16 protein-coding genes are annotated in these 15,793 nt (G+C 64.1%); 6 read left to right on the top strand and 10 right to left on the bottom strand.

Annotation, left to right across the window (positions count from 1 at the left end):
• The first annotated feature begins 128 nt into the window (after window positions 1-128).
• The 3 genes from rbfA to ribF all read left to right on the top strand — a co-directional run bounded on the left by rbfA (window position 129) and on the right by ribF (window position 3,326).
• Window positions 129-764 carry a 30S ribosome-binding factor RbfA gene (gene rbfA / locus AACP59_RS05100; RefSeq protein ID WP_370465968.1) on the top strand — a complete coding sequence of 212 codons (636 nt, stop codon included), beginning with the start codon at window positions 129-131 and terminating at the stop codon, window positions 762-764.
• 85 nt (window positions 765-849) lie between these two features.
• Window positions 850-2,016: a tRNA pseudouridine(55) synthase TruB gene (gene truB / locus AACP59_RS05095; protein WP_339350172.1), complete on the top strand. Its 1,167-nt coding sequence runs from the start codon at window positions 850-852 to the stop codon at window positions 2,014-2,016.
• A 92-nt stretch (window positions 2,017-2,108) separates the two neighbouring features.
• Window positions 2,109-3,326: a bifunctional riboflavin kinase/FMN adenylyltransferase gene (gene ribF / locus AACP59_RS05090; RefSeq protein ID WP_339350170.1), complete on the top strand. Its 1,218-nt coding sequence runs from the start codon at window positions 2,109-2,111 to the stop codon at window positions 3,324-3,326.
• A 229-nt stretch (window positions 3,327-3,555) separates the two neighbouring features.
• Here the strand turns inward: ribF and AACP59_RS05085 are convergent, their stop codons facing one another.
• From AACP59_RS05085 to AACP59_RS05075, 3 genes are read right to left on the bottom strand one after another with little or no spacing between them, the layout of a single operon-like run.
• Window positions 3,556-4,329 (bottom strand): amino acid ABC transporter ATP-binding protein, encoded by a 774-nt coding sequence (locus AACP59_RS05085; RefSeq protein WP_297316805.1) that lies wholly within the window; start codon window positions 4,327-4,329, stop codon window positions 3,556-3,558.
• Window positions 4,326-5,183: an amino acid ABC transporter permease gene (locus AACP59_RS05080; protein WP_297316804.1), complete on the bottom strand. Its 858-nt coding sequence runs from the start codon at window positions 5,181-5,183 to the stop codon at window positions 4,326-4,328. Before AACP59_RS05080 ends, AACP59_RS05085 begins: the two co-directional genes overlap by 4 nt.
• Before the next feature lie 36 nt (window positions 5,184-5,219).
• Entirely contained in the window at window positions 5,220-6,080 is an 861-nt protein-coding gene (locus AACP59_RS05075; RefSeq protein ID WP_339351193.1) for an ABC transporter substrate-binding protein, read from the bottom strand.
• A 238-nt stretch (window positions 6,081-6,318) separates the two neighbouring features.
• On the opposite strand from AACP59_RS05075, the gene AACP59_RS05070 reads away from it, so the two are divergent.
• Window positions 6,319-7,152 (top strand): 5'-methylthioadenosine/S-adenosylhomocysteine nucleosidase, encoded by an 834-nt coding sequence (locus AACP59_RS05070; RefSeq protein WP_297316802.1) that lies wholly within the window; start codon window positions 6,319-6,321, stop codon window positions 7,150-7,152.
• Here the strand turns inward: AACP59_RS05070 and AACP59_RS05065 are convergent.
• From AACP59_RS05065 to radA, 4 genes are all read right to left on the bottom strand, one after another.
• A complete protein-coding gene (locus tag AACP59_RS05065) occupies window positions 7,127-7,615 on the bottom strand; it encodes a cupin domain-containing protein (RefSeq protein ID WP_297316801.1) in 489 nt (162 codons plus the stop codon). The two genes, AACP59_RS05070 and AACP59_RS05065, sit on opposite strands and share 26 nt — an antisense overlap.
• 27 nt (window positions 7,616-7,642) lie before the next feature.
• Window positions 7,643-9,031 (bottom strand): amidohydrolase family protein, encoded by a 1,389-nt coding sequence (locus AACP59_RS05060; protein ID WP_339350167.1) that lies wholly within the window; start codon window positions 9,029-9,031, stop codon window positions 7,643-7,645.
• Complete coding sequence (locus tag AACP59_RS05055; protein ID WP_339350413.1) at window positions 9,028-10,305, bottom strand: adenosylhomocysteinase; 1,278 nt, start codon at window positions 10,303-10,305, stop codon at window positions 9,028-9,030. Before AACP59_RS05055 ends, AACP59_RS05060 begins: the two co-directional genes overlap by 4 nt.
• Window positions 10,306-10,859: 554 nt before the next feature.
• The gene (gene radA, locus AACP59_RS05050) at window positions 10,860-12,269 is read right to left on the bottom strand and encodes a DNA repair protein RadA (RefSeq protein WP_339350165.1); all 1,410 of its coding nucleotides are present in this window, start codon (window positions 12,267-12,269) and stop codon (window positions 10,860-10,862) included.
• A gap of 131 nt (window positions 12,270-12,400) precedes the next feature.
• Between radA and AACP59_RS05045 the strand changes: the two genes are divergently transcribed.
• Complete coding sequence (locus AACP59_RS05045) at window positions 12,401-13,015, top strand: hypothetical protein (protein ID WP_297316797.1); 615 nt, start codon at window positions 12,401-12,403, stop codon at window positions 13,013-13,015.
• A gap of 68 nt (window positions 13,016-13,083) precedes the next feature.
• Window positions 13,084-13,173 (top strand): 30S ribosomal protein bS22, encoded by a 90-nt coding sequence (locus tag AACP59_RS05040; RefSeq protein WP_003817716.1) that lies wholly within the window; start codon window positions 13,084-13,086, stop codon window positions 13,171-13,173.
• A gap of 137 nt (window positions 13,174-13,310) precedes the next feature.
• Here AACP59_RS05040 and AACP59_RS05035 read toward each other — a convergent pair whose 3' ends face one another.
• From AACP59_RS05035 to AACP59_RS05025, 3 genes are all read right to left on the bottom strand, one after another.
• A complete protein-coding gene (locus AACP59_RS05035) occupies window positions 13,311-13,685 on the bottom strand; it encodes a glycosyltransferase family protein (RefSeq protein ID WP_339350162.1) in 375 nt (124 codons plus the stop codon).
• Window positions 13,686-13,878: 193 nt separating this feature from the next.
• The gene (gene rpiA / locus AACP59_RS05030; protein ID WP_297316795.1) at window positions 13,879-14,577 is read right to left on the bottom strand and encodes a ribose-5-phosphate isomerase RpiA; all 699 of its coding nucleotides are present in this window, start codon (window positions 14,575-14,577) and stop codon (window positions 13,879-13,881) included.
• Between the two features lie 89 nt (window positions 14,578-14,666).
• A complete protein-coding gene (locus AACP59_RS05025) occupies window positions 14,667-15,692 on the bottom strand; it encodes a ribonuclease H family protein (RefSeq protein WP_339350412.1) in 1,026 nt (341 codons plus the stop codon).
• Window positions 15,693-15,793 lie beyond the last annotated feature (101 nt).

Here is a 15,793-nt window from a genome sequence, read left to right as displayed (position 1 = left end):
ACAAGGTGGCCGGAGGTCGGCGGCAGCGGTCGTCGACCTGACCGGACACCGGGTCTGGTCCTCCGCCCCGGTTCGGGTCATCCCGACCGGGGCGGACTTCCATGACAGGGCATGAGAAAGGAACGGGGATGGGATCCAATCCGCGCGCCGTACGAGTCGCGGCGCTGATTCAGCGGGTCATTGCGTCATCCTTGGAATCACAACTGCATGACAAGCGGCTGAACGGTGTCACCATCACCGAGGTACGGGTGACCAACGACCTGCAGATAGCCAAGATCTACTGGACACAGCTGGGACGGGAAGGTCGTGAGCAGGGTGATCGGAAGCGGGCCCAACAGGCCCTTCGTCAGGCCAGTGGACGCCTGCGTTCCCTGGTTGGCGCCAGGGCGGGGCTCCGTCTGACCCCGACCCTGCGGTTCATCTATGACGAGGTGCCCGCCGAGGCCAACGAGATCGAGGATGTGCTCACCGCCGCCCGTCACAGGGACGAGGAGATCGCCAAGGCCAGGGCCACCGCCCAGTACGCCGGTGACCCGGACCCCTACCGGCATGACGACGATGAGGACCAAGAGCCTGATGGCGCCGATCAGGACGAATCGAGCCTTGACGAAGATGACTCGACCAGGGACGGTGAATGGCCCGGGGATGATGACCGGGGCGGCCGTTCAGGAAACGATCTGGATGATCGAGAGGAACAGGACGATCAGCCAAGCGGTGCTTCGGTGAAAACGGCCTCCATGCTGTCCTGGCCCGACGAGGAATGATGACGTGCGGTCGGTTCATGGACGCCGTAAAGCGTGTGGAGGCAGGGTCATTTCGGGCCAAGGAGAGACGGGAAAGGCGAATAGCATGAAAGGACCCGAACAGGCTGACCGGTCGGGGATCGTCCTGGTCGATAAGCCCAAAGGGGTGACCAGCCACGACCTGGTCGCGGCCATACGGTCCACCCTGGGCATACGCCGTGTGGGGCACGCCGGAACCCTGGACCCCATGGCCACAGGCCTTCTGATCATCGGTTTCGGCCAGGCCACCCGCCTGCTCAAGGTGATCGTCGGGCATGACAAGACGTATCTGGCCACGATCCGGCTGGGCCAGGCCACCACCACGGACGATGCCGACGGTAAGATCCTGCCGGCCAAGGCGGACTCGCGGCTGGCTGTCAAGAACCTTGGCCGAGCCATGGTGGAGAGCACCATCGCCGATCACCTTACCGGCGACATCAACCAGGTCCCCGACTCCTTCTCCGCCATCAAGGTCAACGGCCGCCGCGCCTATGACCTGGCCAGGCAGGGCAAGGAGGTCGAGCTGCAGTCCCGGCCGATTCATATCGATCGGTTCCAGGTCCTGGATTATCGACCCTTGACCCTGCATGGCGGCCCACCGGGCGAAACCTCCCAGAATCAGGGCAGAGACCTCACCGGTACCGATGCGAGCAAGACGGATGCGACCGGGGCAGAAACGGTCGGGACCGACCGGGTCGATACGGAAGTGGTCGATACTGAAGCACGTGATACGGAAGTGGTCGATCTGGATGTGGCGGTGACCTGCTCCAGTGGTACTTATATACGTGCCCTGGCCAGGGACCTGGGCGGCCTGTTGGGCACGGGTGGTCACCTGACCAGCCTGCGCCGAACCCGGGTGGGCCGGTTCGATATAGGAGACCCGGCCCTTCAAGGCAGGATCGTCACCGGTCAGGTCTCCTCCCGGACCTACAGGAACCGCCAGGGCCAGGAGGAGACCAGGAACCGGGTGGACCTGGCACAGCCCGCGGAGGAGATTCTGCGGGACTCGATCAGTCTGGTCGACGCAGCCAACCTGATCATGTCCACAGTCGAGGTGGACCGGGAGGAGGCGGCCATGTTGGCCAACGGGCGCTTCCTGAAGGCGCAGGTCAATGGGCCGACGGCTGCCGTGGCCCGGGATGGCGAGGGCCCGTACCTGGCGGCGGTCCTGGTTCCTTATAAGGATTCCTTGGCCAAGCCGGACGTGGTCTTCCACCGCGGTTCCCAATGGTGAAGTGTATTGCCTGGGCTCCCGGCCTGGGTTAAAGTGCTAATTGACCGGGCCTCTTCCATACCGGGAGGGCCACCACAGTCGACGGGAAGCAGATGAAAGTCAGCAGGTTGAAACCAAATCCGGCCGGGATAGTGGAATGGCCGATGTTGAGTACGACCAGGGGTTCCGTGCTGACCGTGGGCGAGTTCGATGGGGTGCACCGGGGGCATCAGGCCCTGCTGAAACGCGTGGTCGACCTGGCGGCGGAATCCGATTCCACCTCGGTGGCCATCATGTTCGATCCCAGTCCCAAGCGGGTCCATCTCTACGCGGCCGACCATGTCATGGCCGACCTGCCCGATGGCCTGCTGGGCTATGACCCGGAAGAGGTCATGGGGGTAGATGAGCGCATCCGCCTGATGGAGGACCTGGGACTGGACCGGGCCCTGGTCGTTCACTACACCCTGGCCTTCGCCGCCAAATCATACCGGTTCTTCATCAGGCAGCTGGTCGACAAGCTGGGCATGCAGACCCTGGTCCTGGGCAGGGATGCCCGGATGGGGTCGGGACGGGCCGGCGATGTCACGGCCATAGGGAACCTGGCCGAGGAAACGGGTATGTTCCGTTTGGACCTGGTGGATGACAGGGGCCCCGGGTACGTCTCCTTGGATGGGCAGGCATCAGGTCCGGCCCGAGGTGGTAGCGGGGAGAGGGGAGAATCCACCCCCGCCGGTCATAGGAAGATCAGGGCCTGGAGTACATCCAACCTGCGGCACCTCCTGGCCCGGGGCCGTGTGCGGGAGGCGGGTGTGATACTGGGCCGTCCCCATTCGGTTGAGGGGGAGGTGGTCCATGGTGAGCAGCGGGGACGCGGGCTCGGCTTCCCCACAGCCAACCTGAGCCGGGAGCACAGCGGTTATATGCCGATGGACGGGGTCTACGCCGGCTGGCTGGTCGACATGGGCCCGTACCGGGCTGCCGGAGGCGGGGATGGGAAGGCTGTTCCGCCCCGGGACTCGTCTATGGGGCTCGACCTTCATGTCCGCCTGGCCCCTGGATCGCCCTGGCGGATGCCCGCGGCCATCTCAATCGGTACCAAGGAGACCTTCCTGCCCGAGGGAGGACGAGCGGAACGGGTGTTGGAGGCCAACGTCATCACCGCTGACTGGTTGGAGCTGTACGGGCACCGGGTTCGTATCGAATTCCTGGACTTCCTGCGCCCCCAGGAGCGGTATGCCGGTGCGGAGGAACTCAAGACCCAGCTGGCCCTTGATGCCGGTCGGGCCAAGGCCTTGACCGACCAGGCGGCGAAGGGGATTCAGGCGGCCTGATTCGAGTGGCCAGACTCACATTGGTCCGGTTGGTCCGGTTCATATGGCCCGACCAGGTCGACAAGGACACTCGGTCCGGGTCGGCCTGGGAGTCTGGCAGATGGGAGGTGGGCTGACCTGGTGGAGGCAGGGTGCCGGTTCAAGCGGAACCGGCACCCTGCATGCGCAAGCGAACATGCAGGATCCACCAGAGGTCAACCACTGGTGGGGCCCTTGCCTGCAGGTGCGCCTAGAGGCTACGGAAGTGGCTGAAAAACTCCTTGGTCCGGGGGTTCTCCGACTCGTCCATGACCTGGCGGGGTGATCCGTTCTCGGCGATGACCCCGTTCAGGAGGAGGACGATCCTGTCGGCCGCGTGGTGGGCGAAACCCATCTCGTGGGTGGCCATGAGAATCGTGGTCCCCTTGTCGGTCAGCTCCGAGACCATCTCCAGGACCTCGCCGACCAGCATGGGGTCCAGGGCCGAGGTGATCTCGTCCAGGAGAAGGAGTTCGGGGTCGGTCATCAGGGACCGGACGATGGCCACACGCTGCTGCTGCCCGCCGGAGAGCTGGTCGGGGTAGGCATTGGCCTTCTGCCGCATGCCGATCCTGTCCAGGAGCTCCAGTGCGCGCTCCCTGGCCTGGTCTTTGGGAACCCCATGGACCTTGATCGCACCCAGGGTCACGTTCTTCAGGACGTTCATGTGGGGGAAGAGGTTGAACTGCTGGAAGACCACCCCGATCCGTGACCGGCACCGGTCCCGGTCGACCCGGGGGTCGGTGATGTCGGTGTCGCCCAGCCAGATCTGCCCGTCATTGACGCGCTCAAGCAGGTTGATGCACTTCATCAGGGTGGACTTGCCCGACCCGGATGGACCCAGCAGGGCCACGGTCTCATGGGGTCTGATATCGAAGGAGATGCCCTTGAGGACCTCATTGCCGCCATAGGACTTCCGCACCTGGTCCAGGCGCAGGACCGGGGCCTCCGGTCCGGTTTCAGGGGTGCTGGTCGTAATGCTCATACCATCCCTCCGCTCTGTTCGCGCTTGCGTAGCCGGTTGGAGTACCAGTCGTTGAGAAGGATGAAAGGCACCGAGGTGGCGATGAAGAGTACCGAGGCCACCACATAGGGGGTGAAGTTGTAGCTGGTGGCAACCAGGATCTGCGCGGCCCGGACCGCGTCGACGGCACCCAGGACCGAGATCAGGCCCACGTCCTTCTGCATGGAGATGAAATCGTTCATCAGGGCCGGTGCCACCTTGCGGAGGGCCTGGGGAATGACCACGATCCGCAGGGTCTGTCCGGAGGTCAGCCCCAGGGAGCGTGCCGAGGCCCGCTGTGAAGGGCTCACGTCCTCGAACCCGGCCCTGAGCACCTCGGCCACATAGGCGGAGTAGGAGAGGATGACGGCCACGGTTCCCAGAAGGGCCACCGGGATGCGGCCGAAGATGGCCAGTCCGGGGATGCCGAACCCGATCAGGTAGAGGACCACGATCATCGGGATGCCGCGCATGATGGTCGTGTAGATCTGGGCCAGGGCCCTGAGCGGGAAGAGGAAGGGTGAGCGGCTTGTCCGGATCATGGCCAGGAGGGTGCCCAGGATGGCCACGCCGATGACGGCGAAAAAGAGGACCTGAAGGTTCAGCCAGAGCCCTTGCAGTACCTTGGGGAAGGCCTGGGCGAAGTACTTGCCGGAGAAGAACGACTCCTTGACCTTGGGCCAACCAGGCGCGTAATGCAGGCCCAGGGCCACCAGGAAGGCCAGCACCAGGGTGCTGACGATGCTGGTGGCCACGGATTGGAGGTTCTGGCGACGGTCGTACTGCTCCCGTTCCCTCTGGACATCACTGATGTGTACTTGAGCGGTTGATGACATACCTGACCGATTCCGATTCGATTGGCCCTGCTTGGGTCAGCCCAGGGTGGGGGTGGAGGTGTACTCGTGCAGCCATTGCTGTTGGAGTTTCTTCAGGGTGCCGTCCTTGTCCAGGTCGGTCACCGCCTTGGAGGCCGCCTTGGTCAGTTTGGAGTCCTTGGGCAGGACGATGCCCATGCCCTCGGGGTCCTCGGAGCCCTTGATCTGGCCCAGGACCGAACCCTCCTTGACCTGCTTGGATTCCACGATGTTGTAGGCCGATGGGGTATCGATGACCAGGGCGTCGATCTGGTTGGTATCCAGGGCCTGGGCCAGTGTGGCGTTGTCGTTGAAGGTTTGGATGTCCTTCTTGATCTTGTCCTGGGCCACCGTGTAGGAGGTGGAACCGACCATGGCGCCGATCTTGGCGTCCTTGAGCTGGTCGATGGACTTGGCCGAGGCGAATCTGGAACCCTTGTGGATGACCAGGGCCTGGGTGGAGTTGTAGTAGCTGGGTGTGAAGTCCACGGCGTTCCTGCGTTCCGAGGTAATCGAGAATTGCTGGATGTTCATGTCGAAGTCCTTGGTTCCCGGCGCGATGGCGGCATCGAAGGAGGTGCGGATCCACTTCACCTTGTCCTTGCCGAATCCCATCTTCTCGGCCACGGCGTAGGCCACGGCGGCTTCATACCCCTTGCCGGACTCCGGCTTGTTGTCCTGCACATAGGGGGTGTATGCGGGATCTCCGGTGGCGATGGTCAGGGTGCCCGGGTTGATGGTCTCCTCGGTGATCGATCCGGACTTGGCTGATGACTCCCCCGAGGAGCCGGAACCACAGGCCGCCCCCGACATCAGGGTCGCGAAGGTGAGGGTCGCGACCATCAACCTGGTCGTCGTCTTTCTGCTGAAGAGGGTCATGGTGGATTGCTCCTTAGTGACAATGACGGTGGCGGTTACTGGGTCGATCCCGGTCAACAACCGGTCTCGGCAATCAACTTCTCAACCGTTCGGACTGAACCATACTACCGGCAGAGCCCTACCGGGTGATACCCGTTTTGGCGGGACGGCCGATGATGACACTTCGGTTTTTCTTATAACGGCTTCAAGGTTTCATGAATGCCGCGCATTTGTCGGCCTTGTCGGGGACCATCGAACCATGGATAGGAACAATGTCACCACACTTGCGGTGCAGTGCGCCCTGGACAGGGAGGCAGCCCCGATCCTGGCCGCCCTGGACCATGCCCGCGAGCTCACCCTGATGGGCTATCGGCTCTCGATCGGGACCTGCGCAGGCATGGATCTGGTGGTCTGCGTCGGAGGGATGGGGGTGGCGAATTCGGCCTCCTGCACCCAGTTCCTGATTGACAGGTTCAACCCGCAGGCCCTCATATTCAGTGGCATCGCGGGTTCCATCAACCCCTCCCTGACCATCGGTGACCTGCTGATAGGGGCGGAGCAGCACTATGCCGAGTCCAATACGGCCATCATTGCCGAATGCCCGCCCTATCTGGAGTATTTCCCCGCCGACCCCGACCTCCTCAAGGTCGCCATTCGGGCGGCCGAGGCCCTGGGGTACGGACGGGCGGATTCCGTGGGCGACCTGGTCGGGTCGGGTCGGTGGAGGGGACGCATCGCCCTGCCGGCACCGGCCGCGGAGGTCGCCCCGGAGTCTGACCCCGGGGCGGGGGGCCAAGGGGGCCACTTCGTGGTCGGGAACATCTCGACCAGCGATCGTTTCAACACCGACCCTGAGGTGCTTGATGACCTGGTCACCAGGTTCCAAGCGGATGGCGAGGCCATGGAGGAGGCCGCCGCCGCTCAGATCAGCGGAAAATGCGGGGTGCCCTTCCTCTGTCTGCGAGGCATCAGCAACCCCTGCGGCCAGGCCTATGACGACCTGAACAAGAGTGAGGCGAACATGGGCAGGGCAGCCGATACAGCCGCACGGACGGTCCTGAAGATGATCAGTCTGCTGAATCCTGAAGGGTGAATCCCTCAAAGGTGAAGCCGGGACTGACCACGCAGGAGACCAAGGCGTCGCCCCGGCCGGGGAGGGTGCGCTGCCAGCACCCCTCCGGGACCAGGTGGTGTCCGCAGGGGTCGGTGCCGGGACCGATGTCGCCCACCCCGGTCAGCTGCGCCCCAAGGGTGATGTCCGTCAGCTCTGCGGAATCCTGGGAGGGGAAGTCCCCGTACCCGCCCAGCTGGAGGTGGACCGGAGCCGGACCGTGCCAGAGCCAGATCTCGTCGGCATCCACCTTGTGCCAGGCACTGGCATCCCCCTCGGCCAGGAGGAAGTAGATCAGGGAGGCCAGTGGTCGGCCGCTGGCGGCGTCCTCGTGGAGGCTCCGCCAGTCGCTGGTGTACCAGCCGCCTTCCGGGTGGGGGGTCAGGCCCAGGCGGTCCACCAGGGATCGTGCGTAGGCGCTCATATCCTGCAGTGCGATGCTCATAAGGGTCTCTCCATCCTTCCGGTACGGTCAGAAGATACCGGCATTGTAAGCCACCTGCCCGGAAATGAGGGTGGCCCTGTTGTGACCTCCGCCCGAGGCCACCAGTTCCTCCAGTGTCCGGTCGATGGCCTCGGCGTTTGCCGCCTGGACGGGTATGTCCATGAAGGCCAGGTCGGCCAGGGCTCCGGCGTTGATCTGCCCGATTCGGTTGGCGGCCAGGTGCTGACCCATGGCGGCGGCCCCGTTCAGGGTCATCATGTGAATCAGGCGGCGGGGAAGGTCGCGTCCCCCATAGCCTTGCTGGCGTGCCAACCGGTACAGTGCCGCGCTTTCATCCATCAGGTCGAGGCTGGGGGAGCTGGAGAGGGAGTCGGTTCCCAGGCAGAGGGCGTTGCCTTCCTTCAGGTACCGGCTGACGGGTGCGTCCCTGCCGGTGTTGGTGATCCGGTTGGATCGGGGGCACAGGGCCACCGAGACCTGACGCTGACGGAGGGTGCGCCGGTCCTCCTCGTCGGCCCAGACACCGTGGGCGATGTGGACATCGGGCCCCAGTGAACCCAACTGGTCCACGAACTGGATGGCCGAGAGTCCCTGCCCCTCCCTCTTGAGTTCCCTGTAACTGGACCAGGTCATGTCGCCCAGGAGGGCGGTCGACCTGGCGGGCCTTGACCCGTCGGCCTCCAATCCGGCCTCCAGGGGTGTCTCGGCCAGGTGGATGTGCAGGCGCATGTTCAGACGGCGGGCGATGTCGGGCAGATCCACGAAGGGCTCCGCCTCCAGTGTGTAGGGGGCGTGGGGGCTGATGCCGAGGTGGCGGACGTGTTCCTCCTCCAGCCGCCGCAGCTGGAGGTTCAGACGGTACTTGCCCCGGTCATCCCATTCCCGGTTTCCCCAGCCCATGACCTCCCAATAGGTGATGCCGTGCATGCCCTGGGAGACCATACCCGCCGCCGCATCCAGGTCGGTCACGATGTCGGCAGCCGCCGTGGTTCCGGATTCGACGCACTGCCTGGCACCCTCCATGGCCCAGGACCGCCAGGCGTGTGGCCGGGTCTCGTCATCGTAGATTCGGTTGAAGGCCTCCTCCCAGGCGTGGAAGTCCTCGTACTCGCCCTGGCCGACCTCGGCCATGCCGGTGTACTGGAGATGGGTGTGGGCGTTGACCAGCCCGGGCATGATGATCCCGTCCCAGTGCCGTTCAGTCACCCTGCCCCGGGGGGCTTCCCCCTTGAGTTCCTGCATGACCCATGCGCGCGTGCCCACGTGGATGACCCGGTCACCGCTGACGGCGACGGCTCCATTGAGGATGACCGGTGCGGTGACGGGTATGACCATCCTGGCCGAGTAGACGGTCACATTGGCCAGGCTGTCCTCGCCCAGACCCAGGTTGCCCAGTGTCGATGATGTGGTGCTCATGCCTCTCTCGACCCCCTTCGGGCATCGAATCGGGTGGTTCTCCAGTCCTGCGCGGAGGGACATGCCTGCCTTCGGGCCTGGTGGCCACGGACCTTCAGCGCCAGGGAGGCGATGCGTCTGTCGACCTGGTCGGGGAGCTTGTGGACCCGGTGGGCAAGGTTCCGTCCCTGCCGGAGCAGGTGGGCCAGGGCCGAGACCTGAACGGCGAAGCTCAGGTCCATGATCTCGATCGGGTTGCCTCCCCCGGCCGTGTAGTTGACCCCGTCCCCATGGCTGAGCAGGGTCAGCTCCGGTCCGTTCGGAACCTCGATGGTCGAGACCTGGTCCTCCTGGGACAAGTCCCGCCCGGGAAGGCGGTCCAGGGCTATCTCATTGGCGATACCGCCTATGACGGCCAGGACGGCTCCGGGTCTCATGGCCCGCATGTCGTCCAGGTCCACGGTATGGACGACCCCTGTGGCCGAGATGACCATGTCGGCCCGGGGGAGCGCCTGTGGGGTGTCCAGGGCGGGGAATCCGTCAAAGACGGCCCGCAGAGCGGCCCGGGGGTCGATGTCGCTGACGCTCACCCGGGCACCCAGGGCCCGGGCGCCCAGGGCGAAGCCGCGCCCCACCGGTCCGTAGCCGATGACCAGGACCCTTTGGTCCTGGAAGCACTGGGCCCCAAGGAGGTCCTGCATGGTGGTCAGGCAGGTCTCGCCGGTGCCATGGGCATTGTCGAAATCGGTCTTCATCCGGCTGTCGTTGACGGCTATGACCGGGAAGGTCAGGGCGGCATCCTCCTCCATGGCGGCGAAGGCCCTGACCCCGGATGTGGTCTCCTCCGCCACACCCATCAGGTTGGCCGCCAGTTCCGGGCGGTCGCGGAGGGCCAGGCGGGCGAAGGAGGCACCGTCGTCGATGATCAGGTTGGGTTGAATCCTGTCCATCAGGTCCAGGGCCCCCTGCCTGGCCTCATCATCATCCCAGGAGGAATCGGCGCAGACGGTGATTCCTTCCCTCTTGAGCTGTTCGGCCACCCTCTGATCCACGGCTCCGGGTTCGCAGTAGACGCCCACCTGCGCCCCCGCCCGCTTCAACTCCCTGAGCAGGACGGCCGTCTTGGGTTCAAGGATCAGGCAGGCCGCGATTCGTGCCGACCCGAAATCCACTTCGGTCCGGAGCTCCTCCAGGAGCCCTCTCAGGACGGGCATTCGGGATTGGGCCCAGGCAATGGCTTCGGCCCCGCTGACCCGGCGCATGTCGTTCATCGTCTCGACGGAACCGAATGTCATGTCGAAATCACTGGCGGTGGTGGCCTGTGGGCTTCCTGCCGGCTTGGTTCCGGGATGCAGGGAACCGTCAGGATCCGGGTCGGTGACGCCCCTGCCCTCCTCATCGCAGGGCCGTGCCGGTCCAGGGCATCCGGATTCGGCTGACACCCCTTGGTTCGCCTTGGCATGCGTGACATCCGGGTGTTCGGTCCCATCGGCGTCCGCGATGATCATCCCCCATTGCCCGGCTTGGCTGATCACCCTTTCGCTCAGCTCCCGGCCATGTAAGGCGTCGAGGGGGGGAACCAGCCTGGCCCCGGCCAGGGAACGGTTGCTGGACTGCGACATGGTTGCCGCCCAGATGGGGAAGTCCATATCCTCTTCGGGCATCTGATTCTTGGCCATACTGTCTCCTGACGGTCCGGGTTTGCTGCCATCTTATAGTGTGTCGGCACCGGCGCCACCCGCATGGGCGGGGGCGGGGCGTTATCTCTTTGCGCCGGTATTCCCCAAAGCGCCGGAACGCTACCTGCCTGGGTGGTGGACTGCGGCAGGCGACCGGCCGTGGTCGGTGTTCAACGAACCTCCAGGGCCTCCAGGGCATCGGCCAGGGTGGCGACTTCGATCGTTTCCAGACCGGGAACGGGTTTGGTGGCCCGCTTCCCCCTGGTCACCGGTACCAGTGCCTTCGTGAAGCCCAGCCGTGCGGCCTCACTCAGTCGATGATTCAACTGGGGTACGGGCCGGACCTGGCCGGTCAGGGAGATCTCGCCGATGGCACAGGTGGTCTTTTCGATGGGCTTGGACCTGGCTGCGCTGGTCAGGGCGGAGACGATGGCCAGGTCGCACCCGGGTTCCTTGGCCAGGCCACCGGCGATCGTCGATACATAGAGGTCCTTGGTGAGCAGGTTGACATGCCCGTGCCGGTAGAGGACGGCCGCCAGCATGGCCAGGCGGTTGGGGTCGATACCGTTGGTGTTGCGTCTGGGCGTGGGCAGGACGGACCCGGTCACCAGGGCCTGAATCTCAATGGGCAGGCTCCGGTGACCGTCCAGGGTGAAGGTGACGCAGGTCCCGTCCACCTGGTCATGGGAGGTGGAGAGGAAAAGCCCGGTGGGGTCGTTCACCTCTTCGATGCCCTGCTCGCCCATGTCGAAGCAGCCGACCTCGTCGGTCGGTCCGAACCTGTTCTTGACGGCCCGCAACATGCGCAGGGCGGTCTGGGGGTCTCCCTCGAACTGGCAGACCACGTCGACCAGGTGTTCCAGGGTGCGTGGACCTGCTATGGACCCGTCCTTGGTCACATGCCCGACAAGAAGAACGGGGATGCCATAGGTCTTGGCCATGTCGATCAGCGATATGGCCACCTCCCGTACCTGGGTGGAGCCCCCTGAGATTCCATCCACCTTGTCGGAGACGACGGTCTGGGCCGAATCGACGATGACCAGGTCGGGTTTTTCCTGCTCGATCAGCCCCAGGACCGTGGCCAGGTCGGTGGTTGATGCGAGGAGGAGGGATTCCTTGACGGCTCCGACCCTGGTTGCCCTCATCCTTACCTGGGCCTGGGATTCCTCGCCGGAGACATAGAGGACCTTGGCTCCGGCCCCATCACTTCCGGCCACCTTCCCTGCCGCTTCCAGGAGGAGTGTGGACTTGCCGATGCCTGGTTCCCCGGCCACCAGGATCACCGATCCGGGGACGATTCCCCCGCCCAGGACCCTGTCGAACTCGGCGAATCCGGTCGGCACACGGGTCAGACGGCCCGGCCCCACACGGGTGATGGGCCTCGCCTGGAGCGAGCCGGGCGCGACCGGGCGTGTGTGGCTTCCGCCTGCCGTGGCCCCCGGTCCCTCGGCGCTGCCGAACCGGGCTTCGCGGAACTCTTCAACGGTACCCCACTGCCCGCACTGCGGGCAGCGTCCGAACCACTTGCCTCCGGTCCATCCGCAGTCCGTGCAGACGTATTGCATCGCAGTCTTGGCCATACCTGCACGCTATCCAATTTGAGCGACAAGGGCCAGACCTGTTCGTTACCGGCCCCGTGGTTCACCTGAAAGCGAAGCGGCTGCATCGACTCTTCGCATTGACATCACCCGGCCTATGAGAGAATGGAGCCATGTCCACTACTCCATCATCAACAGTTCGTCGTCGTCGTATCACCCTGGTCATGGCCCTGGCCGCCGTGGTGGTCCTGGTCCTCCTGTCCGCATTCGTCTGGCCGCACTGGGCCGTGAAGGGGCAGGAACCCAGCGCCGGCACCACCTCCGGTCAGAGCCAGGGTCAGGGCAGGCCCAAGCCGAAGATAGACGCCCAGCCGCTGCCGCAGAATGCCAGCGAACTGCTCAAGGCCATGCCCGACACCGTTGCCGACTTCGCCCGCACCAAGGCGGATCCCGCTACGGAGTGGGGATCCAGGACCCCCATTGAGGAGTACACCCTGATCTATTCCACGGGGCAGCCCGGCAAGGATGTGACCCTCCACCTGGCCCAATGGACCAAGGCCGAAGATGCCAGGCAGGCCTATGATTCGTTGACGACCGGGATGACCGGTAAGGAGCTGGCCTCCGGCAAGGTCAAGGCCGGGGGTAGTGCCACCGGCTCCTATGTGGAGAAGGAGGTGGCCGGGGATGCCAAATCGGCTCAGGCCGTATGGCAGAACGATACCGTCGTCTTTCAGGCACAGGGATCCAAGGCGGCTCTGGAAGCCTTCTACAGGGCATTCCCGCTCTAGTAGTCCCGCAAACGGTGTACGATTGGGCAAGTTGGACACTTCCAGGTATATAAGGATCGGAGGCTCGGATGGGTTCTGTCATCAAGAAGCGCCGCAAGCGGATGAGCAAGAAGAAGCACCGTAAAATGCTGCGCAAGACTCGTCACCAGCGCAAGTAGCTTTATGACTTATGGCTTTTGGGCCTGAAGAAGTCCCCGAATCATACCGATCCGGGGACTTCGTGTATTGGCGCCCGTCGGCGGTCCACCCGGGTTCGCCAGGAGAGGTTGGGCACAGTCATCCGTCATGTGAGGACTCATGCCGGGTCATGGCCAGCCGCGGTGGATGCTCGGTATGTGCGTCGCGCGGCGAAATTCATATCACAGATGGCCAGCACCGTCTCGATGCTGAATGCGCCCAGGCCTATCATGAAAGACAGGGAGTCCATGTTGGGGAGGATCAGGATGGCGATGCCGAAATTGAACCAGATGGTGCCCATAATCAGCATTCCGGTTGATTCTGCTTTCTGCACGTGCCTCCACAGGGAATCCGTGCGATAGTATCGTGACGGTCCACTCAGCATGGCGCTGCGATGAACACTTCCCCTGCGCATGCGTGTGCCCAAGATCAGTATCAGAATTGATGCGACAATCAGTGCCAGGCCGCCTATTTCAGCATAGAAGTCATCCATTGCTGGCCCACCCCCATCCGCATGGCCCCCACCGGCCGGATTCTCCGCTGAAACCACGTCTCGATGTCTATGTTACCACCGGCAAAGGGATATGCTCAGCCAATCGAACACGGTGGTCAGACGACCCATACAAGCAACGAACCCCTCCGAATCCATGGAATGCTCGGAGGGGTTCCGCGGATCTGGTCCGCGCCTACTTGTTGGAATTGGTCATGATCCTGGGGCCGTTGGGGTCTCCGACGATGACCGTGTCGACCATGTTCAGGAAGAGTCCGTGCTCCACCACACCCACGGTGGTGATCAGGTCCTCGGCCAGGTCCCGGGGGTGGTCGATCCGTTCCATGTGCAGGTCGATGATGTGGTTGTGTTCGTCGGTCAGAACCGGCTGGCCCTGGGTATCCAGACGGAGGACGGGCTGGTAGCCGCGCTCCTTGAAGCGGTCCAGCACGTGGCGCTCGCCGAAGGGGATGACCTCCACGGGCAGGGGGAAGCGGCCGATGGTGTCGACCACCTTGGACTCGTCGACGATCCATACGATCTTGCGGGAATTGGTGGCGACGATCTTCTCCCAGAGCAGGGCCGCACCACCGCCCTTGATGCCGTCGAAGTTCCTGTCCACCTCGTCGGCCCCGTCGATGGTGACGTCGATGTGGTCCACATCATCCACATCGACGATCTTGATGCCGTACCCCTCCGCCTGCTCTTTCGTCCGGCGTGAGGTGGTCACCCCTGTGAACTCCAGGCCCTCCTCCTGGACGCGGCGGCCCAACTCGTCGACGAAGAAGCGCACGGTCGAACCGGTGCCCAGACCGGCGACCATGCCCTCCTCGACCAGCTTGGCGGCCTCGATGCCGGCGGCCTTCTTCAACGCATCCTGTTCGGACTTATCCATGTGAACTCCTTTACGCGCTCCCGTTCGGGCGGCGCAACTCAACACTCAAGTGCTTCCCATCCTACGCGTTGGCCTCCAGGATGTCCCCTTCAGTCCCGAGTCTCGATGCTGTGAAGCCGGAAGGGGGCCTGATCGATGATCACCGTTCCGTCCGGTGCTATATCCGCATCCAGCTCGATCCGACCCGAAATGTGCAAGGCCTGCCCGGCGAATCTGGTGCTGCCCGAAGGGGGAGGGGTGATCCGGACCCTGCCGGTGGCCTGGAGTCCCCTTGCCTGGGAGCCGGTCCCGGACGTATCCGGATTCTTATCGGAGGTATCGGTTATCGGCTCCACCTGCCCTTCAGAGACGGTCTCCTGGTCCTGGTCGATGTCGTAGGCCTGGTCGGTCCCTTCCTCGTCCACCGGATCAGGCGTTTTGGTATCCTTGGCCTCGCTCATCGTGGTGACGTCGTCCATCGCCTCCGCGGTATCCGCTGCGCCCGACTCGCCCGCATCCTCTGCCAGGGAGGTCTGCTCGGACGGGCTCATCCTATCCCGTCTGCGTCCCTGGTCATCCAGGACGGTGGGGCCGCCATCCAATTCCTGACGAACCGGGTCGGGAACATCCAGCCCCTCCGCATAGTCGGAATCCAGCAGGGACTGCCATCCCTCGATGGGCAGTGAACCCTGGCGGCTGCCATCCCGGGCATCGGCGGCATAGCCGCGTGCTAGGGTGTCGACCTTCTCGTTGAACCGGTCCCCTGCGTGGCCCTTGATCCAGACGAACCTGACCGATCCCTTGCGTTGGCGGATCTCCTCATCGATGGCCATGATCAGCTGGCGGTTTTTGACCGGCTTGCCCTGGGAGTTCTTCCATCCCTTCCTCTTCCAACTGTGCACCCACTTGGAGGAGCAGTTGATCGCGTATTGGGAGTCCGATTCGATGACCAGTGGACGGCTTCCACGATGCGCCCTCAGGGCCTGGAGGACGGCGCACAGTTCTCCGATCTGGTTGGTTCCATTGCTGGCGCCGCCGGCATCGGCATCCCCGCCCCTGTGATCGGCCCAGGCCCACCCCATGGGCCCGTTGGGGTTGTCCAGCGCGCTGCCATCGGTCGAAACCACCAGTTCCATCTCGTTGCTCATGTATCCAAGCCTAGACAGGGCATGAGAAAACCCCGCAACCGAATACCTTGGTTGCGGGGTTTCGCTTGGGTTCGATTCAGCCCTGGAGA

The sequence above is a fragment of the Bifidobacterium indicum genome (assembly GCF_036987015.1).
Taxonomy (GTDB): domain Bacteria; phylum Actinomycetota; class Actinomycetes; order Actinomycetales; family Bifidobacteriaceae; genus Bombiscardovia; species Bombiscardovia indica.
The sequence above is the reverse complement of the archived record's forward strand: the minus strand, read 5'-3'. Positions and strand labels throughout refer to the sequence as shown.